The organism is Vibrio sp. ABH4_348 (assembly GCF_056159765.1).
In genome coordinates, this window is record NZ_JBSWVW010000002.1 from 634,060 (window position 1) to 660,139 (window position 26,080).

30 protein-coding genes are annotated in these 26,080 nt (G+C 43.4%); 23 read left to right on the plus strand and 7 right to left on the minus strand.

Annotation, left to right across the window (positions count from 1 at the left end; translation table 11 throughout):
• Window positions 1-4 precede the first annotated feature (4 nt).
• The 13 genes from cobF to ACXAFJ_RS16650 all read left to right on the plus strand — a co-directional run bounded on the left by cobF (window position 5) and on the right by ACXAFJ_RS16650 (window position 9,904).
• Window positions 5-754, plus strand: a complete 750-nt coding sequence (gene cobF, locus ACXAFJ_RS16590; RefSeq protein WP_475324948.1) for a precorrin-6A synthase (deacetylating) — start codon at window positions 5-7, stop codon at window positions 752-754.
• Between the two features lie 74 nt (window positions 755-828).
• Window positions 829-2,238 (plus strand): hypothetical protein, encoded by a 1,410-nt coding sequence (locus ACXAFJ_RS16595; RefSeq protein WP_475324950.1) that lies wholly within the window; start codon window positions 829-831, stop codon window positions 2,236-2,238.
• A 79-nt stretch (window positions 2,239-2,317) separates the two neighbouring features.
• Window positions 2,318-2,959 carry a precorrin-8X methylmutase gene (locus ACXAFJ_RS16600; RefSeq protein WP_475324951.1) on the plus strand — a complete coding sequence of 214 codons (642 nt, stop codon included), beginning with the start codon at window positions 2,318-2,320 and terminating at the stop codon, window positions 2,957-2,959.
• Window positions 2,960-3,003: 44 nt separating this feature from the next.
• Window positions 3,004-3,483 carry an AAA family ATPase gene (locus ACXAFJ_RS16605; protein WP_475324952.1) on the plus strand — a complete coding sequence of 160 codons (480 nt, stop codon included), beginning with the start codon at window positions 3,004-3,006 and terminating at the stop codon, window positions 3,481-3,483.
• 209 nt (window positions 3,484-3,692) lie between these two features.
• A complete protein-coding gene (locus ACXAFJ_RS16610) occupies window positions 3,693-5,147 on the plus strand; it encodes a hypothetical protein (RefSeq protein ID WP_475324953.1) in 1,455 nt (484 codons plus the stop codon).
• Window positions 5,148-6,116: 969 nt separating this feature from the next.
• The gene (locus ACXAFJ_RS16615; RefSeq protein WP_475324955.1) at window positions 6,117-6,767 is read left to right on the plus strand and encodes a hypothetical protein; all 651 of its coding nucleotides are present in this window, start codon (window positions 6,117-6,119) and stop codon (window positions 6,765-6,767) included.
• Between the two features lie 115 nt (window positions 6,768-6,882).
• The gene (locus tag ACXAFJ_RS16620; RefSeq protein WP_475324956.1) at window positions 6,883-7,206 is read left to right on the plus strand and encodes a hypothetical protein; all 324 of its coding nucleotides are present in this window, start codon (window positions 6,883-6,885) and stop codon (window positions 7,204-7,206) included.
• Window positions 7,207-7,329: 123 nt separating this feature from the next.
• On the plus strand, window positions 7,330-7,680 hold the full coding sequence (locus ACXAFJ_RS16625; RefSeq protein WP_475324957.1) for a hypothetical protein: 351 nt from the start codon (window positions 7,330-7,332) through the stop codon (window positions 7,678-7,680).
• 81 nt (window positions 7,681-7,761) lie between these two features.
• Window positions 7,762-7,950, plus strand: a complete 189-nt coding sequence (locus ACXAFJ_RS16630) for a winged helix-turn-helix transcriptional regulator (protein WP_475324959.1) — start codon at window positions 7,762-7,764, stop codon at window positions 7,948-7,950.
• 149 nt (window positions 7,951-8,099) lie between these two features.
• Window positions 8,100-8,537, plus strand: a complete 438-nt coding sequence (locus ACXAFJ_RS16635) for a GNAT family N-acetyltransferase (protein WP_475324960.1) — start codon at window positions 8,100-8,102, stop codon at window positions 8,535-8,537.
• Between the two features lie 126 nt (window positions 8,538-8,663).
• Window positions 8,664-8,975 carry an antibiotic biosynthesis monooxygenase family protein gene (locus tag ACXAFJ_RS16640; protein ID WP_475324962.1) on the plus strand — a complete coding sequence of 104 codons (312 nt, stop codon included), beginning with the start codon at window positions 8,664-8,666 and terminating at the stop codon, window positions 8,973-8,975.
• Window positions 8,976-9,048: 73 nt separating this feature from the next.
• Window positions 9,049-9,495, plus strand: a complete 447-nt coding sequence (locus ACXAFJ_RS16645; protein ID WP_475324963.1) for an N-acetyltransferase family protein — start codon at window positions 9,049-9,051, stop codon at window positions 9,493-9,495.
• A gap of 25 nt (window positions 9,496-9,520) precedes the next feature.
• Complete coding sequence (locus ACXAFJ_RS16650) at window positions 9,521-9,904, plus strand: RidA family protein (protein ID WP_475324965.1); 384 nt, start codon at window positions 9,521-9,523, stop codon at window positions 9,902-9,904.
• 138 nt (window positions 9,905-10,042) lie between these two features.
• On the opposite strand, the gene ACXAFJ_RS16655 is transcribed toward ACXAFJ_RS16650, so the two are convergent.
• Window positions 10,043-10,354, minus strand: a complete 312-nt coding sequence (locus ACXAFJ_RS16655; protein ID WP_475324966.1) for a 2TM domain-containing protein — start codon at window positions 10,352-10,354, stop codon at window positions 10,043-10,045.
• Window positions 10,355-10,744: 390 nt separating this feature from the next.
• Here ACXAFJ_RS16655 and ACXAFJ_RS16660 point away from each other — a divergent pair, with 390 nt between their 5' ends.
• The 8 genes from ACXAFJ_RS16660 (at window position 10,745) to ACXAFJ_RS16695 (ending at window position 19,149) form a co-directional block, all read left to right on the plus strand.
• Window positions 10,745-11,137, plus strand: a complete 393-nt coding sequence (locus tag ACXAFJ_RS16660; RefSeq protein ID WP_475324967.1) for a VOC family protein — start codon at window positions 10,745-10,747, stop codon at window positions 11,135-11,137.
• 147 nt (window positions 11,138-11,284) lie between these two features.
• On the plus strand, window positions 11,285-11,740 hold the full coding sequence (locus ACXAFJ_RS16665) for a GNAT family N-acetyltransferase (protein WP_475324969.1): 456 nt from the start codon (window positions 11,285-11,287) through the stop codon (window positions 11,738-11,740).
• A gap of 190 nt (window positions 11,741-11,930) precedes the next feature.
• Window positions 11,931-12,761 carry a nitroreductase family protein gene (locus ACXAFJ_RS16670; protein WP_475324970.1) on the plus strand — a complete coding sequence of 277 codons (831 nt, stop codon included), beginning with the start codon at window positions 11,931-11,933 and terminating at the stop codon, window positions 12,759-12,761.
• A gap of 247 nt (window positions 12,762-13,008) precedes the next feature.
• On the plus strand, window positions 13,009-13,500 hold the full coding sequence (locus tag ACXAFJ_RS16675) for a GNAT family N-acetyltransferase (RefSeq protein ID WP_475324971.1): 492 nt from the start codon (window positions 13,009-13,011) through the stop codon (window positions 13,498-13,500).
• 739 nt (window positions 13,501-14,239) lie between these two features.
• Window positions 14,240-16,429: a carbohydrate-binding protein gene (locus tag ACXAFJ_RS16680; protein ID WP_475324972.1), complete on the plus strand. Its 2,190-nt coding sequence runs from the start codon at window positions 14,240-14,242 to the stop codon at window positions 16,427-16,429.
• Window positions 16,430-16,734: 305 nt separating this feature from the next.
• Window positions 16,735-17,943 carry a methyl-accepting chemotaxis protein gene (locus ACXAFJ_RS16685; protein WP_475324974.1) on the plus strand — a complete coding sequence of 403 codons (1,209 nt, stop codon included), beginning with the start codon at window positions 16,735-16,737 and terminating at the stop codon, window positions 17,941-17,943.
• Between the two features lie 265 nt (window positions 17,944-18,208).
• On the plus strand, window positions 18,209-18,682 hold the full coding sequence (locus ACXAFJ_RS16690) for a hypothetical protein (RefSeq protein WP_475324975.1): 474 nt from the start codon (window positions 18,209-18,211) through the stop codon (window positions 18,680-18,682).
• A gap of 5 nt (window positions 18,683-18,687) precedes the next feature.
• On the plus strand, window positions 18,688-19,149 hold the full coding sequence (locus ACXAFJ_RS16695) for an ABA4-like family protein (protein ID WP_475324976.1): 462 nt from the start codon (window positions 18,688-18,690) through the stop codon (window positions 19,147-19,149).
• 329 nt (window positions 19,150-19,478) lie between these two features.
• On the opposite strand, the gene ACXAFJ_RS16700 is transcribed toward ACXAFJ_RS16695, so the two are convergent.
• The 5 genes from ACXAFJ_RS16700 to ACXAFJ_RS16720 form a co-directional block, all read right to left on the minus strand.
• A complete protein-coding gene (locus ACXAFJ_RS16700) occupies window positions 19,479-20,678 on the minus strand; it encodes an MFS transporter (protein WP_475324979.1) in 1,200 nt (399 codons plus the stop codon).
• A 118-nt stretch (window positions 20,679-20,796) separates the two neighbouring features.
• Complete coding sequence (locus tag ACXAFJ_RS16705) at window positions 20,797-21,642, minus strand: metal ABC transporter permease (RefSeq protein ID WP_475324980.1); 846 nt, start codon at window positions 21,640-21,642, stop codon at window positions 20,797-20,799.
• On the minus strand, window positions 21,642-22,538 hold the full coding sequence (locus ACXAFJ_RS16710) for a metal ABC transporter permease (protein ID WP_475325777.1): 897 nt from the start codon (window positions 22,536-22,538) through the stop codon (window positions 21,642-21,644). The genes ACXAFJ_RS16705 and ACXAFJ_RS16710 overlap by 1 nt, the downstream gene beginning before the upstream one ends.
• Complete coding sequence (locus ACXAFJ_RS16715) at window positions 22,538-23,455, minus strand: manganese/iron ABC transporter ATP-binding protein (protein WP_475324981.1); 918 nt, start codon at window positions 23,453-23,455, stop codon at window positions 22,538-22,540. Before ACXAFJ_RS16715 ends, ACXAFJ_RS16710 begins: the two co-directional genes overlap by 1 nt.
• 112 nt (window positions 23,456-23,567) lie before the next feature.
• Complete coding sequence (locus ACXAFJ_RS16720; protein WP_475324983.1) at window positions 23,568-24,464, minus strand: metal ABC transporter substrate-binding protein; 897 nt, start codon at window positions 24,462-24,464, stop codon at window positions 23,568-23,570.
• Between the two features lie 147 nt (window positions 24,465-24,611).
• Here ACXAFJ_RS16720 and ACXAFJ_RS16725 point away from each other — a divergent pair, with 147 nt between their 5' ends.
• Window positions 24,612-25,046: a Fur family transcriptional regulator gene (locus ACXAFJ_RS16725; protein ID WP_475324984.1), complete on the plus strand. Its 435-nt coding sequence runs from the start codon at window positions 24,612-24,614 to the stop codon at window positions 25,044-25,046.
• An 11-nt stretch (window positions 25,047-25,057) separates the two neighbouring features.
• On the opposite strand, the gene ACXAFJ_RS16730 is transcribed toward ACXAFJ_RS16725, so the two are convergent.
• Window positions 25,058-25,438, minus strand: coding sequence for a DUF1428 domain-containing protein (locus ACXAFJ_RS16730; protein ID WP_475324985.1), 381 nt, complete (start codon window positions 25,436-25,438; stop codon window positions 25,058-25,060).
• 89 nt (window positions 25,439-25,527) lie between these two features.
• Here ACXAFJ_RS16730 and ACXAFJ_RS16735 point away from each other — a divergent pair, with 89 nt between their 5' ends.
• Window positions 25,528-26,076 (plus strand): GNAT family N-acetyltransferase, encoded by a 549-nt coding sequence (locus ACXAFJ_RS16735; protein ID WP_475324987.1) that lies wholly within the window; start codon window positions 25,528-25,530, stop codon window positions 26,074-26,076.
• Window positions 26,077-26,080: the final 4 nt, after the last annotated feature.

Below are 26,080 nucleotides of genomic sequence, written 5' to 3' on the forward strand. Positions count from 1 at the left end.
AGTCGTGGCTTTTGAATTGAGGCTTGTAGGCATTGGCCCCGGTGGGCTAGGCCAAATTACTCAAGATGCACGTCAAGCGTTGGCGCAGTCAGACCTAATTGTTTTACCTCGCAAGGGCAAAGACAAGGTGGCATTGGCCGATGTAAGAAGACAGCTATGTGATTCCATTGGTGTTAACAAAGTTGTGGAATTTGATATGCCGACTCGCGCCGAGTCGCCAGCCTATCTTGATGATGTGAATCAGTGGCACGATGCGATTACTGCTTGCTGGCAAAAAGTGCTGGAATCCCATTTGCCAGAAGGTGGCACCGCTGCCTTGATGGTATGGGGCGACCCATCGCTGTACGACAGTAGCCTGCGAATTGTAGAACGCTTAGTTGAATCCGGTTTGCAGCTTTCACTCAAGGTTTATCCGGGAGTAACCAGCTTGCAATCTTTGACTGCGGCTCATGCCATTCCACTTAATCCACTGGCAGAACCTGTGTTGATCACCACAGGTCGACACTTGCGAGACAATGGTTGGCCAAACGGGATTAACGCCGTGGCGGTTATGTTGGACAAAGGCGGTGCATTTGAAGCTGTGTTAAGTGATGACATCACGATTTGGTGGGGCGCGTATTTGGGAATGGAAAATGAAACCTTGATGTCTGGTCAATTGGATCAGGTTTCACAACAAATCCTAGATACTCGCGCTACCCTTAAACAGCAGCACGGTTGGATCATGGATTGTTATCTGATGAAAAAGCAGAAATGATTCAAGATTCATCGCAACTGACGTCACTTGAGTATAAGCGCGAGCCTCGCATTGAAGCGAAGTGGTAACAGCAAATGAGTGCAACAGACAAAACAAACAAGGCAACAAGTGAGAATACAGCCAAACCAAGCTCTCCATTCCCAATAAAAGGGTGGTGTCCGGGGTTGATGGCGCCGATGGAAGCGGCGGATGGCTTTATCATTCGCGTTAAACCAAGGCTCGCGACGTTTTCCAGCACTCAGCTTAACGCCATTGGTGATGTTGCCGAGCGTTTTTCTGCTCCTACCATCGAGCTTACCAACAAAGCGAACATTCAGTTGCGCGGTGTTGACCAAGCCGATATTCCAGAGATCATTCAATACCTTCGTGAATTTGATTTGGTAGACGATTCAGATCTAGCAGAGCGACGCCGCAGCATAGTGGTAGACCCAAGTTTGCTGGTGGATGAGCTTCGCCCGCAGATGACGGTAGTTTATCAAGCGCTTGAGCAATTACTGCGAACCATTGCCGACGACATTGTAGTACCCGCTAAATTCACGTGGCTGATCGAAAATGGCGCAAGTTCTCTGATGGCGAATGCGTTTGCTGATGTCAGAGTCATTCTAAATTCAGAGCAAACAAACGCCTCTGAACAGGGTTCTGGCCTTACAATCCAGCTCGCATTTGGCGGTGAACGCGGCAATGCAGTGGTACTTGAACAAACCTCAGACCATTACTCATTGGCAACTGAGCTTTCTCAAGCTCTACAAGCCGCGTTTGATACGTCACACGACTACTGGCTCAACCGAGCCGATCGCCAACGCTTTAAGCCTTATCTCACGCAAAAATACGCAGTCACGCCAGCTTCTAAAAGCATAGAAGCCGATGTGCTTAACATCTATCAGGATCTAGCTACTCAAAACAATTGGGGGCTATTAGGGTTAGCATTTGGTGAATTCACAGTAAGCCAGTGGCGCGCTTTGGTTGAGTTAACCGCAAAAACCAATACTGATGAAAGCTTTATTACGCCTCACCGCTTGTTTGTATTACCAAGCCTAACGCAGGCTGAAACAAATCAGATTTTACGTGAATTGAAGGTTGAGGAAAGCGAAGACTTACCTAAGCTCAATGCCTTTTTGCATGACGGCAGCTTTGCCGTTCATGCCTGTGTTGGTGCACCGCGTTGCGATACCGCCAATGGCGAGAGCCGCTCTTTGCTCACTCTACTGCAACCTTATTGTGAAAACCTATTAGATGGCTCGCTTAACCTGCATATCTCCGCTTGTGTTAAAGCTTGTGCGCATCGTAACCCGTCTGAATTGACCATATTGGTAGCAGAACAGGGTTATCAGTTGGGTTTGAACGCAAGGCCCAATGGCGAACTCACAAAACCCATGACCCTAGAGCAATTAGCCACTACACTGGCGCAATTAGATGATGAGTTTGTAAAAGTTAAACAAGACTACGCCAACGCCAAAGCCTTTGTTCACAGCACACATTTATGAACATCCATTTATAAACATCCATTTATGAGTAATCCAGCCTTTAAAAAAGACCTCTGAGTAGGTCAATAATGATGACAACATGACAGAAGAATACATAAAAAATGGCGATGAAATTTATCGCCAATCTTTCTCAATTATTCGCTCCGAAGCTAACTTAGCTCGCTTCAACGCTGATGAAGAACGCGTAGTCGTTCGAATGATTCACGCCTGTGGCATGGTTGAGCTGGCGGACTCGGTAGTAATGTCTGACGACTTTGCCGAAGCTGCCTACGGAGCCATTGCCAACTCAGCGCCCATTTTTTGTGATGCGCAAATGGTGGTCAATGGTGTGACAAAATCGCGCATGGAATACAACAATGACGTGATTTGCACCCTAACCGCAGCAGGCATAGCCGAGAAGGCCAAAGAGCTGGGCACCACACGCTCAGCGGCGGCTCTGGAGTTGTGGGGAGAGAAAATCAACGGCGCAATCATAGCTATTGGCAATGCGCCAACTGCGTTATTCCGTCTGTTAGAAATCATTGAAGAAACGGGTTACAAGCCAGCTGCGATTATCGGTATTCCTGTCGGATTTGTTGGGGCGCGTGAATCAAAAGATGCACTTATCGAATACGGCAAGATTCCGTTTGTTACCGTAACTGGCCGACTTGGTGGTAGCGCCATGACAGCAGCGGCCATTAACGCGCTTATCACTCGCAGAGAGATTGTTGAGGCAAAATAAGCTAATACTGTGCAAAACAAATAATCCGCAAATTAGGACAATCAATGCGAATCTTGGTGACAGGTAATGCCGGTTCAGGCAAAACCACCCTAGCAAAACAATTGGGCAAGCAACTAAGCTTGCCCGTTTACAGCCTAGATTCGGTTGTTTGGAAACCCGGTTGGCAGCTTGCAAGCCGAGAAGAACGCCTTCAAAAAGAAAATGAACTCGCAGCTAAGCCAAGTTGGGTTATTGAAGGCGTTTCCACCAACATTCAGCGCCAAGCTGATTTAGTTATCTTCCTCGACGTACCCAGATCTTTATGCCTATTCCGCTGCATAAAACGCAATATCCCCTACCTATTCCATTCCCGCCCAGAACTACCCGACAACTGCCCTGAAATAAAAATCTTACCCACATTGCTAAAAATCATCTGGAACTTCCCAAGTCAAACCGCTCCTGCCATCAAAAAGCACTTAGTTGACTCGAGAGACTTGGTGGTTAGGACTGAGAAGGATAGGAAAAAGTTGTTGGGGCGATTTTAGAAACCGAGTAATCGTAGGTGATTCAGAATCGTGGTATTTATCGTATGTTACGCGTTATAAATGTTATGTATTACAAGTGCTTATGTGTTATTTTGGCCTTTATCCGTAAGTCGAAATCTCCGCCTGTGGGCAGATCTTTTGCGCGTTTTGACTTTGAGTGATTGTTTGCATACACAGAAAACACACCGTTTAGTAAAAGGTTAGCATAGATGCCAGAAAGATTAGAGTTAACAAAAAATGCACATTTCTACCTCCCTAAAGATGAAGTAACAGACGAAATTATTCAGAGCATCATGGATGCAGCAACTGATAATATGGAGGTTGCTGGGGAGTACCTCATTGATGAATTTAGAGAACGAAAAGTTGTGGAGGACACGGAGCTACGCTATGTGTATTCCATTAAAGTCTTTCCCTCTGTGCGACCTGTGTACTTTTTAGATGATCAAGTCGAAGACCGGATTCATGCCTATATAATTATTATTGAATACAGTGATCACTATGCAGTTATGAAAAAGAGCTGCTCTAATATTACTGAGATACTTAAAGAAAACTTTGAGTTAATTGGGAGTACTGAGTTAACTCGCACTTTTAGCCAAGATGCTGAATATCAGAAAATGGCACTAAGAAATATGACTATTTCTGATAGGGCTATGCGAGCACGTTCTTATGAAGCTGCAGATCTTAAAGGTCTACTGTCTACACACTCAGCTGGTCGTTCTATTCCGTATTACCTAAAAATTAGGCAGGGCGCATCAACAAAATCCATTTCGGGCACTGGTCGAATTGTCGAGGCTTCCCAAAGGATCTCTATTGATGACATTGCATTATGGGTTAAAGAACAGGTGGACCTATTAGCAAATGCTACTGACAACGAGTTTCTTGAGGCATTTGCTAAGAAAGTTGAGTTAGTTGATGTATTGGATGTTACTGATCCAAATGCGTTGTTAATTGAAAGTACGCATCTATCTGAACGAATAGAAAAAGATGGGTTGGCAATCAAGTACAAGTTAAGTAATGGTAAGTTAATAACAGTTTCAAATAGGGTGAAAAATAAACTTTTTCAAGAGCTTGAAAAAACCTTTGAAGTTAATTCAGATGATGAAATTGTTGGTTTTGAGTCCGATGCAAAGATAAGACGTAATACAAAATCCCTAACAATTCAGTCTAAAAACTTAGCTAACTTCAGAGTTATTGAAAACGGTAAGGAAGTTACTTTACAAAAATTCATTGTTAAAAATGGATTTTATAGCATTACATTTTCAGACCCTAAGTATATGTATTTTATGGGGGCTTGTTTCCAAGATTCTTCTGGTGTTTCAGAAATAAACAGTATCCTTGATATCTTACAACCACACGATGGCATGTCTGCTATTACCTCTGAGAAAGGTGAATTTTCTCCGGCTCAGACGAATTTCACTGATGATTCAATGTTTCACTTTGTTGAACATATACATTCTCCTGATGACTATATCTTTTGTGATGATCTAGGCACAGAGTGGGCGGACCATATTACTTTTAACCTTGGTGATGGGTGTATTTCATTTATTCATTCTAAACATGGTGACCAAACGACGTCCGCAAGTAAGTTACATGATGTGGTTGGTCAGGTATTAAAAACTTGGGGAATATGTTCTTTGATAAGACACAATTTATTCAACGTATAGAAGACAAGTTCAATGCTATGTATTCTAACAACAGTGTTCAAACTGATATCAGCCGTGTACGCAAGGGAGATCTCACGACTATAGAGCAAGATCTTGAGCATTTGCTAAAAAACTACCAACTTCATAGAAAATGTATCCTTAGTTGTTCTTTCATGTCGAAGTCATCAATCGAGACACAATTTCAGAAGGTTCAACGGGGTGAGCCTGTACCAGGGCATATTACTCAGTTGTTGTGGATTATTTCATCTTTCGCACATGCAGTTAGAGATATGAACGCAATCCCAATAATTTACTGTGCGCCGTAAGTTTATTCCAGCTAACAAGGGTACCTACTCTAGTGTCGTATTCGGCGTTCAATTCTCTCACTTGGATTTTGAGTTTGCTTGATTTCCGAGTACGCCGAAAGGGGCGTTGATCATCTTTCAATGTTCTCAACGCCCTCAACGCCCTCCTTTTGATTGCTAGTTCTAGCGCTTGTATTCTAAGCGAACACGGACACCCAATTTAGTACCTCGATTCCCTTATTTTTCGGTCCTGCCGGGAACTGCCCTGAAATAAAAATTTCACCAACACTACTAAAAATCATCTGGAACTTCCCAAAGCAAAACGCGCCCGTCATCAAACTGCAACTAGTCGACTCGAGAGATGTAGTGCTTGCGACCGAGGAGGATAGGGAAGGTTTGTTGGAGGATTTATTCAGGTATGTAAGTAACCTTGGTTAGAGAAAAAATTTATTGGGGCGTATAAATGCACTGTTTTCTTATACGGTCTAATTCAAGTTTAGCTAGTGTCCACTTTGTTAGATTTTTGCGAGAGCTGTCCTGAATGCATGAACAGTACCATCAGAGTTTACATATGGTCATATGTTAGTCTGGTGAAGATAGCTGCAAGCCAACATTGATGTCTGTGGAAGGATTATATGGACATTTTGTGTTTGAACAATTGTCATGTTTTCAATGGAGTAATTCGATGGCTAAGAAAAGGAAGAATCCTTGGTTAGAAAAGTCAATTGAGAACATATTACCGCTCAGTATCTCAGAGGATTCTAAAGCCGCTTTCAGTGAGTGGCTGTTTTCTGGTGAAGTAATTGATTATGGCGAGGCCTACGAAAAATGTGAACTTTGTGAACACGATGAATTGCGCTACCACTATAAAATTGAGAACGAGCAAACCAGTAAATCTCTTTGGGTTGGTTCATCATGTATACTTAGATTTGAGGAAATTGTTGTCTTTGACGAAAACGAACAACAAGTCACTGCATTTGATGATAGAAGAAAAGTTCTTGAAAAGGCCCTGAAAGATAAACAAATAGACATAAGTTTGGAGCCGTTGAGAAAATTATGGAGCATACATTTCAAGAGGCGTGATTTTATTCACCGTCAAGCCAAAGACATAAAAAACAGACATGGTGTCGATCCAGAATGTTTAAGTATCCTGTTTAACGAACTGACTAAATTTGATATCGATTTCAATCCAGAACAGTATTCCGTTAATCTTCGAAGTTCCTATAATCAGTATCAACTATTAAATATGGATTCTGAGTCACAAAAGCTAATTTGGAAGGCGTTGTCACCTCAGCAAAAAGAAAGATACAAAGCTCGTATGAAATTCAAAACATAACAATGCAATCAAGGTGAAGCGTTACATTCTGCGGTTTTGGTGCGGAGTTTGGCCTGCTTTGTTGCTTCAATGGGACAGACCTAATTACAGGCGTTAGTACTCAAGGAGGAGTAAAGTGTTTATAGCAGTCTATGAGTTCGAAATAAAAGGTGGTATGGAATTTTCCTTTCGAGAAGCATGGCTCGAAGTTACAAAAGCAATTTATCAAAATTGTGATAGTTTTGGCTCAAGACTTCATACATCAGATAAACCGAACATTCTTGTTGGTTATGCTCAATGGCCAAGTCGTGAACAATGGGAAAAAGATCATAAGCTGACAGATGCGTTATATATAAATGCTCGTAATGAAATGCGTAATTGTCTAGTAAAATCAAAGACAGTTTACAAATTAGAAGTCAGTGATGATTATTTGCAGTCTACTTTGGCGTTAGAACGCTAGCACAGTATTTAAGAGTGATTCTAAATACTTGATATTGCCCATTTCTCGTTGGATTTTGTTTCTACGGAGCAATGGTTTAAGTTCCTGGTAGCATTACTAACACGTTGATTGGACGTTAACAGTATGAAAATAACTAAAGAGAAACAAATCGAGATATTAGGAACTGGAAAAATTTTTGAGTTCTTTGAGAACTTAGGAATATCTATACACGATAATGAAAAAGTTAATGAATTCTTTGACATTAGCTATAGCGAGCTTGAAAAATGGATTGATATGCACGGTTGGCCGCCAACAATATTTCTAGAGAGAGGAACATTTGACGGCTACTATTTTGCCAAACAGCCGCCTTATTGGTTGGTTTATTATCAAGAGCGTGGCTCTGTCTATGAAGCAGACATAAAACAATTTAAAATTTATGAGGAAGCAAAACGTTATGCTGTGGAAATATCTATCTCCCCAGTTTTATTAAAATAAAAGCCTCTAATGCAAATCGATAATCACGACACCAACTCTATCACCCACACACGAACTGATATCCCGCCAATATGAGCCAAAGTGCTTTCAATATGTCTGGTTGAACTAATGGAACGTGGTATGGTTAAAACGTCACGTCCGCGTTACTTCCCGCCCTCTGTAGAATACAAACTGATTGAACTAGGGCATGAGCTGATTCCAGCATTGCATGAGATCGTTAAGGTGGACCACAAGCTGAAGACGAGAGGATACCTTCAGATAGAAAGCTGAGATCTACGTAATAAACTAAGCTTTTCAACAAGTTGTTTTTCGGGAGATAATTGTGTGTAGTGCTGGCAATCACTCGTCGTGTATACGCCTGCCAGATACCCAACACCCACATTGGGCGAAGTTGACTATTTTTGAGGTTTGAAAACGCAATGAGTTACACCCTACGAAAAGCGGAAGATGGCGATGTGGATTTTTTATTGGACCTACGCCGAGCCACTATGGATGAGTACTTGTTAGCGGTCGGTGAGGACATAAGCGATGAACAGCATCTTTCCCGCATTCATTACAATTTCGAAGATGCTCAGATAATTCAAATCGACAACGAAAATGCTGGGCTGTTTAAAGCCAGTTACCTGCCTGAAAAATCGCAATGGTACATTTTTCAAATTCAACTCCTCCCTTCGTACCAAGGTTTGGGAATTGGTCGCGACTTGATCACTAATATCTGTGAAAAGGCTAAGCGGGACGGGCTGCCTGTAGGCTTAAGTGTCCTCAAAAGTAACCCAGCAAAAAATCTTTACGATTCAATTGGGTTTAAAGTCATCGAATCAAACAACGTTGAATACGAAATGTTGTACGATGTTTAAATCGGCGCTAAAAATCTTTAGCGCTATCAGCCACATCGGGACATGAACGAAGTTTAGTTTGTGATTACATCGTTAGGTTACCAACCATCCGATTAGTGTTTTTATCGCGTAAACAATGGAATATTTATGATAGCGAGAGAATGGAAAGCGACTTGCCCTAAAGAGTTTAAAGAAGGGTTTATTGAATACCTTTACGAGACGGGCATTAAAGATACATCTAGCACACACGGTTTCCTTGGTGCTCAAATCCTTGATCGAGATTTAGGTGATAATGCCGAAATCACTTTGCTGACCTATTGGGAAGATCTTGACTGCATCAAAGCATTTTCTGGCGAAGATATTAGTGTCGCTAAACTGTATCCCGAAGATGAAAAGTACCAACTGGTTCCTGATCGCCACGTCAACCACTATGAAGTTCGTGAGAACATGTGGTTGTAGAGGAAACGGATTAGGCATTGCACATTACCCTTAAAGAATGTGCCACGCTTAAGTGCGTCAATTGGAGGCTGAATTGGATATTCGAGATGTAATACCGGAAGACATCGATGTTTGGGCTGACATGCGTTCAGCACTTTGGCCTGAGTATGATGAAGACCACAAACCAGAGTTAGCGAAGTACTTTTCAGGAACATCTAACGATGTTGTTCAGACATTTGTCGCGGTAATCCAAGGCGACATTGCAGGTTTTATCGAACTGAACATCCGCAACTTTGCAGAAGGTAGCCATGAATCCTCAGTTCCATTTGTTGAAGCTTGGTTCGTTAAACCAGAGTTTCGTGGCAAAAATATTGGTAGTGCTCTGATGAGCGCGGCAGAAAACTGGGCGCAATCAAAAGGGTTTACCGAATTAGCAAGCGATACAGATCAAACCAACACTGGCAGCATTGATAGACATTTACATCTTGGATTTAAAGAAACCGCGCGCGTGGTATGTTTCCTTAAAAAAATAGGCAATTAGTGCCGAGAGAAGGCTAAGAATAACGATGAAGAAATCGATAGTTCCTGATGAATTTAGACATTATTTTGATGATTGGCATTTCTCGCCAGTCATTGAAGCCGATGGAACGGTGTATCTTTCTGGCGTCACAGCGGCTCTCAAAGATAAACCAATCAGTACGAACCCAGAAGAGCAGTTCCATGATGCTTTTTATAAGCTCGGAGTTTATTTAAACGCCGCAGGGTTATCCTATGATGACATCCTCGAAATGACGACATTTCACATCGACTTGAAGAAGCACATAGATGTGTTTTCGAAAATCAAAGATGAATACATTAAAAAGCCTTATCCGGCTTGGTCAGCGATTGGCGTATCAGAATTTATCCCAGAGAATGCGCTGGTGGAAATGAGGATTGTGGCTAAACGCTAACCAATTCGCTTTCCCTGTTCATTGGTATAGTTAGTTGGTACTAACTTTGTTGGTGGAGCCTGTGTGAAGCGAAAGAAAAACGGTGAGATAAACACTTATCTCACCAATCCACACTGGGTAACGTACACTTCCCAACGTTTACTTCTGCAGTTTTGCTAGGCGTTTTTCCATTTGTTTCTTTTCCCAGTCGTCGCCGAGAAAATTGAATATTCCGAATGCGCTGATCGCGTGCGAAACCAAAAATATGCCCCAACCTAATGCTGGGTAGATTGCCCACAAATCACCTGCGCCGGTTACGAAGTTGATGACAAATAGCAACGCCATTACTGACAGGTACTTGGTTAGGTGCGTGTAGAACTCTTTCTCTTTTTGGATTTGAGCCAGTAGCTGTTCTTTCTGAGTGTTTGTATTGGTTTCTGTATTAGTATTTGTATCGATGTTTGTGTTCATTGCCAGGTCCATTTTAGTTTTCGTTTTTAAACGTTTGTCTTCAATGGGGATAAGAATAATGGCTTTAGTGTTGCTTAGTTTGCCGATGCGACGAACTGGCAAAAATGGGGAGTGAAGCGTCAAAAATTGGGATGAATTAATTTTAGGTAAGAATTTGGAAACGTATTGGGCTGAAAAACGTTCACTTCTTAAATGGACATTGCGAATAATCAGCGAAGCGAGATTAATTGGTTTTGTTTATAACATCTACTCTTGGGGCTTGTTCTGCGGTACTCTAACTCCAATAAGAGTTTTAAGCCGCTTTTGTAATAAGGCCTGAACGCTGCTTATCTACCTTGGCCAAGACAACCTCAAAAGCACATCGTAAACATGCATCAAAAGGGAATATGAATGTTTAGTCATATCATGATCGGAACGGATGACATCGAAAGCTCGAAGCGTTTTTACAACACAGTGTTAGCGGTAGTGGGAATCCAAGAAGCCGTGGAGAATATAAATGACACGGGGCAAAAGCGTCTTATGTATGTTCACAACGGGTCAGTGTTTGGTGTGACTGAACCGATAAATGGTGAGCCAGTGCGCACAGCTAATGGATCTACCATTGGGTTTGTTTGTGACTCGCCAGAACAAGTAAAAGAATTCCACTCGGTTGCGATAGCAAACGGTGCGACAAGCATAGAAGCACCACCGGGGTTACGTGACAATTCCACGGGAAAAAAGCATCTTTGCTATTTCTTGGACCTAGATGGGCATAAAATCTGCGGGATGCACCGTTGTGATTGATGAGATCACTGCTAGTTAAACCACTCTAGTAGTAAAAAGTTTCCGAAACCCACAGCAATTAGCATCTGTATTATCTATTTGCCTTAAAAGTGAAGGCATTAGATTCACTTTGAAAGCCAAAGTATTAGAAAGCAAAAGGAACCGTTTTTGAAATTGAATTTTCGCTCTGCCAATATTGAAGACTTGGAAAGCTTGGTCGCTTTGCTTGCAAATGACCCGCTAGGAAGTCAAAGAGAAGACGCCTCAACTCCGCTGAATAAACGCTATTTAGAAACATTTGATGCCATATCAAAAGACCTTAACAACGATCTGCTTGTAGTTGAAACTGGGCAAACTCTAGTTGGTATGCTTCAAATTACTTTTATTCCTTATTTAACCCACATTGGTAGTTGGCGTTGTCTTATCGAAGGTGTTCGAATCCATAGCGATTACCGAGGGCAGGGGGTAGGAGAACAAATGTTTGAACATGCGATTAAGCTTGCTAAGACCAAAGGCTGTTCAATTATCCAACTCACCAGTGACAAGCAGCGCCCTGATGCTATTCGGTTTTATGAAAAGCTAGGGTTTGAAGCGACACATGAAGGCTTCAAGCTGGTTTTATAGCTTGTTGAGTTAATGGAAATGGAGCCTGTTAAAAAGGAGCTAAATTTGGAGAAAATCGCGGGTCTCTCTTTCTTAAAAAGACAATTTCTCACTCAAAACACCTTGAGTCAAAAGCGGCTTATTGATGCGTTAATAAAGCAAAAATTATTGATTGTTATAGCTTAAAGTAGATTTTCAAGGATGAGTGAGTATGAGCGTAAATGACCTTATTAGTTCCAGATTTGGACTAGCTACTGAGATGGGTAAATCAGTGGAAGGAAATGAGACAATATCCAACATCCTAACGCGTAGAAGTCATCGACGATATAAATCAGAAACAATCCCAAAGGATTTATTGGATACTCTTTTGGCGACCGCGTTTTCAGCACCGTCAAAGTCTGACTTACAACAAGCCTGCGTGATTCAAGTGCAAGACAAGGCCAAGCAACAACGAATTGCCAATGCATCCCATAAGACCAAGTGGGCCGCAGATGCGCCAGTTTTTCTTGTATGGTGTGGAGACAATCGCCGGATAAGAAAGCTCTCCGAGTGGCGCGGGCACACATTTGCAAACGATCATCTTGATGCTTTTATGAATTGCGCGGTAGATGCAGCGATTTGTATGCAAACCTTCATTATTGCCGCAGAGTCTTATGGACTCGGGTGTTGTCCTGTGAGTGAAATCAGAGACCATATCCAATTGTTGTCCGATGAATTGGAGTTACCTGAGCACGTTTTTCCTGTAGCTGGATTGTGTGTTGGTTGGCCTGCAGACAAACCTGATTTAAGTATGCGTCTGCCTATGTCGACTACGGTCAACATCGATACGTACGATGATTCTAATCTGATCGATGAAGTCTCAGCTTATGATGCAAGGCGAGAAGCAATCGACAAGACTAGGCCAGAGCAGCAAAGAGACATTGAGCTTTACGGTATTTCACCCAATTATGGTTGGTCTGAAAAGCGCACCAGACAGTATTCGCATGCCGTTCGAGAAGATTTTGGCAGCTATATTCGCAAACAGGGATTTAAACTTGACTAGCTTGCGCAAACCCATTGATTAAAAAAATCTTTTGAAAGATTTGTTATTTTTTCAAGGTCATCTTTTTAAGTGCTTTATTTCAAGGTATTGGTTCGATGGAGGCCGAATGCCAAATCGAAATCATGAACAGCGATGTACCAGATATCATCCTCGGGTGATTTACGCGATTGCCCGAGACACTGCCAACTCTAAAAACTTCAGCGCTGTGCACCGGCTGACACTAGTCTAAGTTAAAGTTGAGAGTGACATGAAAATTTCACAAATTGAAGAATCAAACTGGGAAGAAATCTTAGAAATTCAGAACCAGGCGTATCAAGAAGTGGAGCCTGAAAAATTAGAAGTTCTAAAAAGTAAATGGGTCGTATCGCCAGAGACTTGCTTGGTTTCCTTGTCTCCGCAGGGAAAGGTGCTTGGATACGTATTGGCCCACCCTTGGAACGACGTAAAACCACCGAAGTTGTTTGAAGCTCTTACAAACGTAAAAGCTGGTGCCAACTTGTATTTACATGATATGGCAGTCAGTTCTGAAGCCAAAGGAAACGGACTGGGCGGAAAAATGACAAAGAAGCTGTTTGAAGTTGCTCGCCAAAAGGGATTTCGCTCCATACGCCTAGTTGCTATTCAAGGGGCGGAGAGCTTTTGGGCATTACATGATTTTGAGGCCGTTAGTGACCAAGAGGTTTGTTCAACCTATGGTGATGACGCGGTTCTAATGGAAAAAATCCTGTTTACTCCATAAGAAGGACGGTACTGGAAAGCAGGCTTATTTTCTGACAAAAAAGCACTTAACTTGCCGCTCTGGTTTACTGAATTTCGTTAGTTTACAAGTTTGTTGGAATCGGGCCTAAAGCTCTAGTTCAAGTTACCACCCTTGCCAAAAAGAACTTGGCTCTCAAATACTTTCATTTTTAGAGTTGCGGCTTAATCACCAGTTTTGTTTAGTGTGGTTTCGCGTGAGGTGGTACTAATAAATCTATGAAAATGACTAAATTGTCAATAGTAATTAAGGTTTTCTATACGGTTTAGTCGCAATCTAGCTTTCACCATACCTATCTAGTTTTTGTAGTCGTTTTATTCACGACTAATTACTCCCTATTTTACAAAATTGAAATTTTCTATACCTATGATAAATAAGTTATTTTCATGGTGAATATTACATTTCGTTAGTGAAATGTAACGCATTGTAAGTCAACTTTGAAACCAATCACGAATCTAGTCGACAAGTGAGAAAAGAGTAAACAAAGCGCTTGAACTTAATCTTCAGTAATTTGAAGATAAATGTGTTATCAAAAAATAGACATCGAAATTTACCCAATTTTAGGTGGAAATTTACGATTTCTATTGGTGCCGCAATTGCAGCGGAATTGCTTATTTTTAATCTTCAATATATTGAATTTTTTATTGGAGATACTTCGAAGAATTCAGAACATTGACGAAAAATCGTCAATGTCAGTGATGACACGATAGGGAGAAAACACATGCTAAACAAAGGTTACCTAGCGTTTGCAGTCGGAATGGCGTTATCCAGTTCCGCGTTTGCAAGTAACGGTGGCGTTCAAGATTTCCTAGATGATTTAAGAAATTTTGAATCAGGAATCAACCCAGCTAAAAGCCAATTTTATTTAGACAACCTAGACAACCCGATTTTGGAATATGCGAAAGTCGAATACCCCGGAAGACTAGTTCGCGACTGTACCACCGGTTCGATGATCAAAGAGTGGACGACGGTACATAACTACTTTAAGAAACTGGGTTTGGACACCATCTACAGCACCGCAACTCCACATGACCCTGAAATGTTCAAGACCATGCAATACCAATCAAAGAACGCTTGGGGTTTTGTTGGCTATCAGTTGGGTGAAGCCATCATGATTGATGCTGGTTATTACAGCCCGAAAACTGTCACCATTTCGGGTAAAGAATACGACAGTTTTTACATGTTCGTACCCGATGAGACATGGATTGGTTGTAAGACCGAAGCACTTGCTGAAATCGAAGGCTCTGGTGGCAATAAAGTTTACGTGACTGACACCAACCGCTGGGAAGGTACTTTCGTTGGCAAGAATGGCATTCACAGTTTTGCTGATCTTTTGATTCCTGCCAAGCAAGAACTGGTGATGCGTGATGCTATGCACTTCAATTATAAGATCCTTAGTAAACTTCTTGCCGACGCCAACTTAACGTGGGACCAAGTCCTTAAAAAATCTTGGATTTGGGACGATAAGGACACAGGTAACTCATATAACGTACAATCAAATATGTCTGGTATCTTAGCTGCGGCTCACTTGCGCGGTGCATGGGGTACTGCAAAGCTGTTGATTTCAGACAAGCTTTCTGCTGATGAGACCAACACAAGTATCCTGAAGTACGTCTATAAGTTCAGGAACTACAACACCATCTTCGATGTACCGGGAGACAGCACGACTCAAGGCTCAATCTACGATGAAGTACTAACTGCAGGCTGGGGGAATGATACCGTAATCTTGGGCGGTGGTAACAATACGCTGAAACTCAATGAACAGGCCGGTTCGACCACTACCGTAACTGATTTTGTCGTTGGAAAAGACAAGATTGTTCTAAGTGGCTGGCAAGATGCAAATGCACTGGGTAACTTAACTGTTGCCGATATTTCAGGTGCTACTCAACTGCAATTTGCAGGGCAAACCGTTGTACTGAACAACGTTTCTGCAGCCAGCGTTCAAGCTAATCCTGATGCGGTTATTCTGCAATCCAAAGTTTACCCATTGGCTTGGAACACGGGCAAAGTGGTCGTGAATGGCTTTAATCCTTTGGTCGATGTGATTGAAGGCTCAGCGGGAATCGGCTTTAAGCACTTAAAAGCATTCCAAACTCCAACGTCTGTAGTTGTTGGCCCGCAAGCGGAAGATGGTGGTATCTACGCGTCTTACGAACTGGTTGGCTTGTCGCTAGCGGATCTCAATCCAGATATGTTTGCTAACGTTACGGGCAGCTATGATCGCTTGGGCTATATCGTGCCGCTAGACCATACCAACTGGGGTTGGAACATGACACTAACCGTTGACAGCTTCGACGCTGCGAAAACGGTAATCACAGTTCCGAGCAATGCGCCAGTGCCGTTCTCAGCTATCAAACTGACCCAGAATGTCGCCGATACGGAAATCACAGTGCTTGAACCGTTTGCACGTGGCGACAAGAAGAAAATCATATTGAAGAATACAGACGTAACAACGCTGTCAGGCGCTAATTTTGCTGGCTTTACTGGCAACTACAGTGAAGCCACCATAGATATTCCAGTCTTCTACAACATTACAGCTTCAGTAATCGGTACTGGTGGGTCTATCTCTCCAACTCCAAATGCTCAAGGTGTGATTGTGGCGCGAGGCGGTGCGGATTTCGAAGTGACCTTTAACCCAGACAGCGGGTTTAAAGTGGCAGAAATCATAGTTGATGGTATTTCATACCCATCTTCAAGCAACTATGTCTTCGCTAATTTGGGTGCGAATGCTGATTTGAAAGTGCGCTTTGAAGCCGGAACGTCTTGTCCATTGGCATGGGATCCAAACAAGATCTATGTCGGCGGTGATGAAGTCACTTACAACGGAAAGATCTACCGTGCGGGTTGGTGGAATACTAACAACAAGCCGGATGCGGGCGGTCCTTGGTCTTTTGTAGCCAACTGTCAATAACTTACATCATACCCTTTAAAAGCCATCCTATCGGATGGCTTTTTGCGTTATACACTGGTCAACCTGCGTTCAAATAGCTTCGTTAGGGTTAATCAGTATTCCTTGTACAACTGATTTGCAATAAAGGTGAACCGACCCTCAAAACTACAGTTTGTTGCAATTAATGACAATAATATCAATTAAGGCTGTGCTTAACTTTAAGGTTTAATTTGACTAAAGCGCTCAGTGAATTTGCTCGATTAACCGATAAAAATATCAAACCTGACTAAACTTAAACACTGAGTTCTCGCAACCACGGCCAATACATGTTTGGAAGAAAAAAACAAAAAGTTGAAGTAGCGGAGAAACCCGCATTTTCCCCAGAGACAGTGCTTAAAGAGATTGAAGGCTCTTGCAGTTTTATTTTGTCGCCAGACAAGACAGTTTTGGCGACCACGTCAGTTTTATCAAACTACATGACTGCTGATAGTCAGACGGAGGTACTTGCCCAGCTTCAATTGACAGATCAACAACAAGTCCTTGATTTGTCGAACAGTGAGAGCTGGATTGTGGAAAAGTCATTGCTTCAAGATCGGAAACATTGGCTAGTCCAATTCACCAGGTGTCCAGTAAACGTTTCCGATGCGACCAAGGCAATATCTGTGCTGGATGCGCTTAACCTCTCCATGGCGGTTATCGAGTTCGAGCCCGATGGCACTATCATTTGGGCAAACGACAATTTCCTAGTCACTTTGGGGTACCACCTCGACCAAGTTCAAGGCAAACATCATCGCATGTTCTGTGACGATGAGTTTTATCGTGTACATCCTAACTTTTGGAATGAGTTAGCGACTGGCAGTTTGTCTAGTGGGCGGTTTAAGCGGATCAACTCGGCAGGTGAAATTGTATGGATTGAAGCCACTTACAATCCAATTCGCGATAGCAATGGTCGTGTTACTGGTGTAATTAAATTTGCGTCTAACATCACTGACAGGGTTGTATCTATTCAAAATGCCATTGAATCGGCCAAGCAAACGGCGACCAGCACTCAAACTATTGCGAGTGATGCCAACCAAGCACTCTCAAGTGCAATCACGTCAAGTGTAGACATTGCGAGCAAAGTTGAAGTGGTTAATGACTTAAGTGATAACTTGGGGCAGCAAGCCAAGAGTATTGGCGATATAGTCAACACAATTAACTCTATCGCAGAGCAAACCAACTTACTCGCGCTCAACGCGGCGATTGAGGCGGCGCGTGCTGGAGACTCGGGTCGTGGTTTCGCTGTCGTGGCGGATGAAGTTAGAAAGCTTGCCGGTAACACTGCGGATGCAACTAAAGAGATAACCCAAGTGGTTTCGACCAATAGCGAGCTTATCGCAAATATTGAGCAAGCTTTGTCTCAAATGACTGATGTGTCTCAACAGGGGCAAGCTCATATCGATGAGGTGAATCAGAAGTTGGAGTCTTTGACGAGTATGGTGTCTGAGCTGTCTGAGAACGTAAACAGGCTTAGTATCGACACCTCCGAAGACTAATACAACCTCAATTCTCATCCACGCCATTTGACTGCGGTGCTAGCTTGTTTGGTACCGCAGATCGAGCGAATTTCTTTTCATTCGCCCTGTAATCCAATCTCAACAATTAGTTTACATCTCCGTCTTTTACTTGTTATGCTTGTCTACGGGTTTACAGGACACCCACTCTCGTGAAAGCAATCGCACCTGACAACGTAAGCATTTTAACTTACACACTCTATTTTGGCCCAAGACGAGAAAGGCTATGTGAATTGATGGAGTATGTATGCAAATGATTCACACCCCCCAAACTAACAATACTGAACAACCCGAGACGATTGGTGAAATATCCAAACGAGACTATTTGTTGCGCTTGGCGAAAACACTACATCGTCAAGTTACAGATGGGTCCGTGTCTCGGGCTATGCCTATTGTTCGTAGACTCCACCGAGCTGGTGTGTTCTTCGAGCAACCGGCCTCTGAGATTTTCAGTCAACGCCAATCTATTCAGCGCAAGCATTTGCTTAGGCTCATTGCGATAGAAGCCGGATTTACTAGCTGGGAAGAATACAAACCCACTTTGGATGGCTCTGATAACATTCGACTTGCTGGCAATTCGTTGGCCGATGACGACACTGTTTTAAAAGTTTGGTGCTCCAGCGAAGAAGAAGCTAAACAGTTTGTTACTGAGCACGGCGGAACAATTGTTTTGTCTGGTGAGCAGGCAATGGTTTTACTTGAAGGCGAGCAGGCGGGATAACAACAATGGCAGATCTATTTTTTAATGCCGGGAGCTTTATTGCTTTGCTGGCCTGGGTAAGTTTTGCCTTGAGTTTTTTACCGACGCGCTTTTCAAGTCTAATGCTGCGTTTTGGCGGTCGAGTCGTGCCAATCTTGTTATCGCTGATGTATCTGATATTGGTGGTTCACTATTGGGGAGATGCGCCGCAAGGCGATTACAGTAGCTTGAGTGGCGTGGCTCTGTTGTTTGAGTCACACGGTAATTTGGCAAGTGGTTGGTTACACTTCTTGGCGTTTGATCTTCTAGTCGGGCGCTGGATGATAGACAAAACTTTGGCGGACAAGAAAGCAAAATGGCCCTTGGTGATGTGCTTACCGCTGACCTTTTGGTATGGACCTATAGGTTTGTTGCTATTTGCCGCTTTATCATTCCGATCGAATTTAACGGCTGTTATCGAGAATTCTGCCAGTAAAGCCAAGTCCTAATCAATTATTGAAGCAAACCAACTCTCAATTGAGAGTTGGTTTTACACACTTTGTTACTTTTGGAAATACTATTTATCATATCGTGACCCAGCTCGACGATTTGTTGTGCCTTTCGCTTTACATTCTCCGTTACATTTTAGTTACAACTTCGGGTTCCACATGCTTCAAACAATTTTGGGTCTAGTTTGTATGCTCTCTTCCTTGAGCGCACTCTACTTCTATCAAGATCCCAAGATGGCGTTTGTGATGTTGTGTTGCTCTGCAGTTGCTCATTCTGATTGGTCTAGGTTAGCTAAACTATTCAAGAAAGATCGTAATAACCTAAGTGCCTAACCAATTGAGTCAGCTTGTGTTTGATTCATTTCCTTCTTCTTTCCACTACTAATTGCAAATACCGACAGAATCACCAACATCAAAGCGGACAGTAAATATGGCAAGCTTGTGTGGAATGGATAAATAATAGTTGCTGTGATTGGCACTATGATGGATGACAAACCTTGCACGGCTGAAATGGTTCCGGCCGCTAAGCCTTGTTCGTTTTTGTCTACCGAGTTGGCTGTTACCGCCTGAATACTAGGGAATACAAAACCTAATCCTAACGCTGCAAACACGTAGCCAACCATCAATAACCATGGCTGATAAGCGAATGCCGTCATCAAAAGTCCGACCACGGCGACCAACGGTCCGTATTTGATACTGGCTGCCAATAAGTCTCGTTTTGACTTCATCAAAATACCTTGTGTAACCACTAAAGTAACACCGGTCAATGTCATTGCTAAACCACTCAACTGCGCGGTCTGTTGTGGGGAATCTGACATACGGTCCAAAATCAAAAAGCCGATGATCATTTGCGACGTCACCGCGGTAAACATGCAAGCTAGCATAGCAAAAGCTGGCAAACGTATTTTGGCATCAAATATGCCGAGTGGCTTGGTTGCAGGTTGATGGACTTGCTTGGATTTGGGAAGGGTAAATTGCGCGTACAACAAACCGATGAAAGGCAGGATAGATAAAGTATACAGCGGTAAAGTCAGGCTGTATTGAGCCAACCATCCACCTAGTGCCGGTCCTGCGACCATCCCGATGGCGTTGGCGGCACCTAAACCTGCCATAGAAGCTTGTCGTTTGGATGGTTCGGTAATGTCGGCGATAAGGGCGGCGCTAACGGGCATCATGGCGGCGTAAAACAAGCCGATCAATGATCTGGCGACAATCATGCCTACCAAGACCACGGTTGCTGACCAAGTTCCGGCGAGAGACATGTCGATCCACCATGTCATCAGTAGATAACTGGCAGTAAAACCTAGCGCTGCACCAATAATAACGGGTTTACGTCCCAATCTATCACTTAAAGAGCCCCAAAATCTGGCGGAGAGCAGCCAAGCTACTCCAGACATTGCAACGATAATTCCGCTGTGCCACTCGCTTAGTCCAAGCTCGCGAATAATGGGGCCAATGACAGGTACAAATGCCATCATGGCGGTCATACACATGGCATTTAAGATGAGTAACAATGAAAACGGGGACATAGCAACAATCGCTCCTTAGTAAAAATTTACAGTAGCTCTTATTGCTTGTCTCGACAGTCAAATTCGGGAAATTTTTGCGCCGTATTTTTACTAAATGGAACAGCGCGGCTCATTACGTTTAAACTTTCTGTGTTCTTATTGCGCGTTGCGAAACTTGCTTTGTTAACACTATTCGTCTTACCAAAGCCAAGATAAATAAAAGGGTTTGAACCAGAACAATGGTAGGGGCTGGCGCACTGTCTATGTAAAAGCTCAGGTAGATACCAACAAATATCGTCATCAGATTGGTTACAACGGCCACCCATAGCATGGTAGAGAAACGCTTTACTACCAGAAAGGCAATCGCCCCTGGCGCAATTAGAAGCCCAATAGCGAGTATGAGTCCAACTGCACTGAGTGTTGCAACTATGGTAAGAGAAAGAGCAGTTAATAGTCCGTAATGTAACCAATTGACTCTTAGCCCACTGGCTTGTGCTTGGGCCGGGTCAAATGCATGGAGTAACAAATCTTTCCAAAACAAGCTGACTGCCAAGCCAATTACTAGTGCAATGCCACCCGAAGTCAGCAATTCCTGAGTGTTGATCCCGAGGATGTTACCGAACAAAATGTGGTCTAAATGAGCGTTAGTTTCGAGTCCAACATACATGACGATTCCAAGGGCAAACATACCCGAGAATACTACACCCATGATTGTGTCTTGCTTAACTCGACTATTTTGAGTGAGGAATCCGGTCAACACAGAGCAAGCCATTCCCGACACAAACGCTCCAAGAAGAATGGGAACCCCTGCAACATAGGCGAGGACGATTCCGGGAAGAACGGCGTGGCTTACAGCATCTCCCATTAGAGCCCAGCCTTTGAGAACTAGAAAACAAGATAGCAACGCGCAAGGGACAGCGATGAGTGCCCCGATAAGAAAAGCGTTCTGCATAAAAGGAAATTGGAAAGCTGAAAGATAGTCCATTACGCCATCCTTCTGATTGAACGAGTGTTTTTAGGTAAAGCTTCACCTCTAGCGAGTGCTTCTTTGGCCTTTCTGCGAGTGGCCAACACCCCGTACTTGGGAGCAAAAACAAAGGCAATCAAGAAGATGAAAGTTTGCAAACAAACAATAATTCCGCCTGTTGCGCCATCCAAAAAGTAACTGGCGTATGCTCCAATAAAACTACTTAACGCGCCGATGGTAATGGAAACCAAAAGTAGGGATGGAAAACGGTCGCACAGGAGATAGGCTGTTGCACCAGGTGTTACTACCATGGCAATAACTAAAAGTGCGCCAACAGTTTGCATTGCCGCTACAACGGACGCAGACAGCAAGGCAAAGAATAAAGCTTTAAGCATAGTTGGATTTAAACCTATGCTACGGGCATGACTCTCGTCAAAAAACACCACGAGCAGATCTTTCCATTTTAGAAGCAATACGACCAAGGTGACGACGCCAATGATGGCGAGTTGAATCGTATCTTCAGGGGAAATACCTAAGATGTTACCCATGGTAATGGTTTGGATACTGACGGAAACAGGGCTAACAGAAACCATAAACAGTCCAAGCCCAAAAAAGGAGGTGAAAACCAACCCAATAATCACATCCGGCTTTAGGCCAGATCGCTCAGAAAGGAACAACATAGAACCGGCGGCCAAACCTCCCGCTGCGAATGCACCAAAGGCAAATGGTAAGCCCAGCATATAAGCGGCAGCGACTCCGGGAACAACTGCATGCGCAAGTGCATCTCCAATCAGTGACCAGCCTTTCAACATTAAGTAGCCAGATAAAAAAGCACAAACGCCTCCTACTAAGGCTGACACCCACATCGCGTTGGTCATGTATTGGTAGGAAAAAGGTTCGAGCAATAGATCCATCATGAATTCGACCCCGAATTTTCCTGAGATTCTCGAGTTTTGATGGCTTTACCATCGTACTGAACAAATGGCAGTTCGTGATCGGTTAATATGGTTAACTCCCTTCCATCTTCGTCATTGTGGAGTGCTGAACCGCCCAAAGTGAAGTGGCGGAGAACCCCACCAAACGCGCTTTCGAGGTTTTCTCTGGTAAAGGTAGTTTCGGTAGGACCATAAGATAACACCGTGTTTTTGACCATCACGGTGCGGTCACAGTACTCAGGTACAGAGCCAAGATTGTGAGTGGAGACCAGCATGACACGGCCTTCATCGCGCAGGGCTTTAAGTAATTGGATGATTTGGTCTTCCGTTTGCACGTCGACGCCCGTGAAGGGTTCATCTAGCAATATGACTTGGCTATTTTGAGCGAGTGCTCTTGCCAAGAAAACGCGTTTTCTTTGTCCGCCCGAAAGCTCACCAATTTGGCGATGACGGTAGTCTGTCATATTGACGCGTTCTAGAGCTTCAGTTACGGCTTGATGGTCAGAAGCTTTTGGCCTTCTTAACCAATTCATGTGGCCATATCGACCCATCATGACGACATCTTCGACCAAAACGGGAAAGCTCCAATCAACTTCCTCAGCCTGTGGCACGTAGGCGACAAGGTTGTTTTTAAGTGCCTTTCGAACAGGCATACCCATAATTTGAATTTGGCCTTGTGCTACTGGAACAAACCCCATAATCGCTTTAAATAGTGTTGATTTACCCGCACCGTTTACGCCTACCAAAGCTGTTACCGAACCTTGTGGAACGGTAAATGACGCATCCCACAGCGCAGTGTGTCCATTGCGATAGGTAACGGTCACACCTGATGCGGATAGGCCTTGTGGGTGGATTTGGTCAGTCGGGTTCAATTTTGCTTCACTCTCTGGGTTCATACACTATTACAGATTAGCCTTTCGCTTACGGGTTGTTGCCTCAATTAAGAGGCAACGTGATGGTCATGTGTTCTTCTCACACAAAGAGCAATGACCATGTTCTTTGGTACGTTTATTGTGCTTGTTGCAGACCATTCGCGACGGTTTTAGATGTCACAGTCAATAAATCCAAGTACGTCGGTACTGGACCATCCTCACCTGACAACGAGTCTACGTAGAGCTCGCCACCGTAGCTAGAGCCCGTCTCTCGCGCAACTTGCTTTGCAGGAGAGGTATCAACAGTAGACTCACAAAATACGACTGGAATGGCGTTTTCGTTGACTCCGTCTACGACTTTTCGTACTTGCTGTGGTGTACCTACTTGATCAGCATTCATTGGCCAAAGGTAGAGTTCTTTCAAGCCAAAGTCTCGCGCTAAGTAGCTGAAGGCTCCTTCACAAGTTACTAGCCAGCGCTGCGCTTCAGGAATCTTAGCTACCGCGGCCTTAAGTGGTTCTAGTGTCGCGCGTAGCTTCTTTTTGTACTCCGCTGCATTTTTTACGTAGGTTGCGGCATTTTTAGGGTCGTGCTCTGCAAACGCTTCAACAATGTTATCGATGTAAATCAGTGCGTTGTCCAGTCCCATCCAAGCGTGTGGGTTTGGTTTACCCTCATAAGAACCAGATGCGATTGGTATTGGTTGAATGCCTTCAGTCAATGTCACCGCTGGAACATCTTTTAGGTTCGCAAGAAACTGCTCAAACCAAAGCTCTAAATTCATACCGTTCCAAAGAATCAAATCCGCATCGGAAGCGCGAACAATATCTCGAGGCGTTGGTTGATAACCGTGAATTTCTGCACCCGGTTTGGTTACCGATACGACCTCAGCAGCATCACCAGCAACATTTTGCGCCATATCGGCGATAACGGTAAATGTGGTTACCACTCTCATCTTGTCTTCTGCAAATGCAGAGAACGAAGTTGCTGCGGCAAGAAGTGAAGCTGCAACGGTCAATTTGAACTTTCTCAAAACTCTCTCTCCTTAAAAACCTTACTGATACTGTTAAACGAAGTATATGTGCTAGCATTAACTTGTGAGCATCTTATTGCGAATGATTCGCAATTGCAAGTGCGTTCTGGTGACAAATAATACTAATGAAAATCGGAAACTCTAAACATGAAAAATGTAACATCTGGTCAACAACTTGAAGAACTAGAAACGACCCTAAGGGAACATGGTGTGAAAATTACTCGCCAACGCAGAGCCATACTGGCTTCATTGGCGGAATCTGGCGATCACCCTAACGCCGAAGAACTTAGAGATCGAGCGAGAGAGTATGACCCAAGCGTCTCGCTTGCGACTGTCTATCGAACAATGACCACGTTGGAAGAATATGGCACTGTCATTCGCAACGAGTTTGAGAAAACAGGAGCACGATACGAGCTTTCCAATAAGCCCCACCACGACCATTTGATCGATATCGACACTGGAGATGTCATCGAGTTCGTTTCGGAAGAAATAGAAGCGCTACAAGAACGGTTAGTCGAAGAAATGGGTTACGAAATTGTCAGTCACCGTCTTGAAATTCAAGTTCGTAAAAAACAAAACTAGTCATAAAGTAGTTAAAGAACTGAATTGCTATTTAGGGTTTGGCAAAGCAATGGCCTGAATCCTCCATGTATTAGGCGTTTGGTATCAAATGGCATTGACATATTCATCATCCTTGGGTCTTTCATCATTTGATTCATGCCCTGGTCTCGAATGTCTTTACTTGGCCAGGTCACCCAAGAAAAGACAATGGATTCATCTTTTTCTTGTTTTACGGCGAGAGGGAAGGAAGTAAGGGTTCCATCTGGAATGTCGTCTTGCCAACATTCGACGATTTCAAGTGCACCGTATTCTTCAAACAAGTTAGCCGCCTCTTTCACATGGTCCAAGTACTTCTGTTTGTTTTCAATTGGTACGGCGGCGACAAATGCATCTACGTAATAATGAGTCTTCATGCTGAACATCCTAATTTACTGATTTAGGCAAGTGACTGAATTCAAGTATAGATGTAGATTAAAAGTACAAGGCTCTGAAGGTGTTTCAAATGAAAGGCTCACAACTAAAAATAAACTCCAGTATTTGGCTGAATCCTCTGAGTTTGCATGATGCGACGGCACTGTATCGTGCCGTTGAACACAGTAGAGAAAACCTCTCGCTTACCATGCCTTGGGCAGACGATGTGTTTGATACAAGCAGTGCCGAGCAATACATTGAGGCGAGAATTCACAGTGAACTACCGGGCTCAGAATGGTTTGCGATTGTCGTGGAAGGGCGTTTTTCTGGGGTTATTGGTGTCAAATCGATTCATCCCAAACGGAAGACATGTGAGTTGGGTTATTGGCTATGTGATAGCGCTCGAGGAAAGCGCGTCATAGGGCAGGCTTTGCCGATATTGGTTGATTACCTAACCAAAGAACGAGCCGTAAAACGGGTTGAATTTCAGTGCCTAGAAGATAACCTTGCTAGTATTAAAATCGTTGAGCGATTGGGCGCACGCTTACAACGAAAAATCCCCAATCATCTGGGGATTCAAGAAGACAAATTGGTTGCAGTGTACGCGCTTGATATTCCTGAGCTTAAAACACCTTATTAATTTT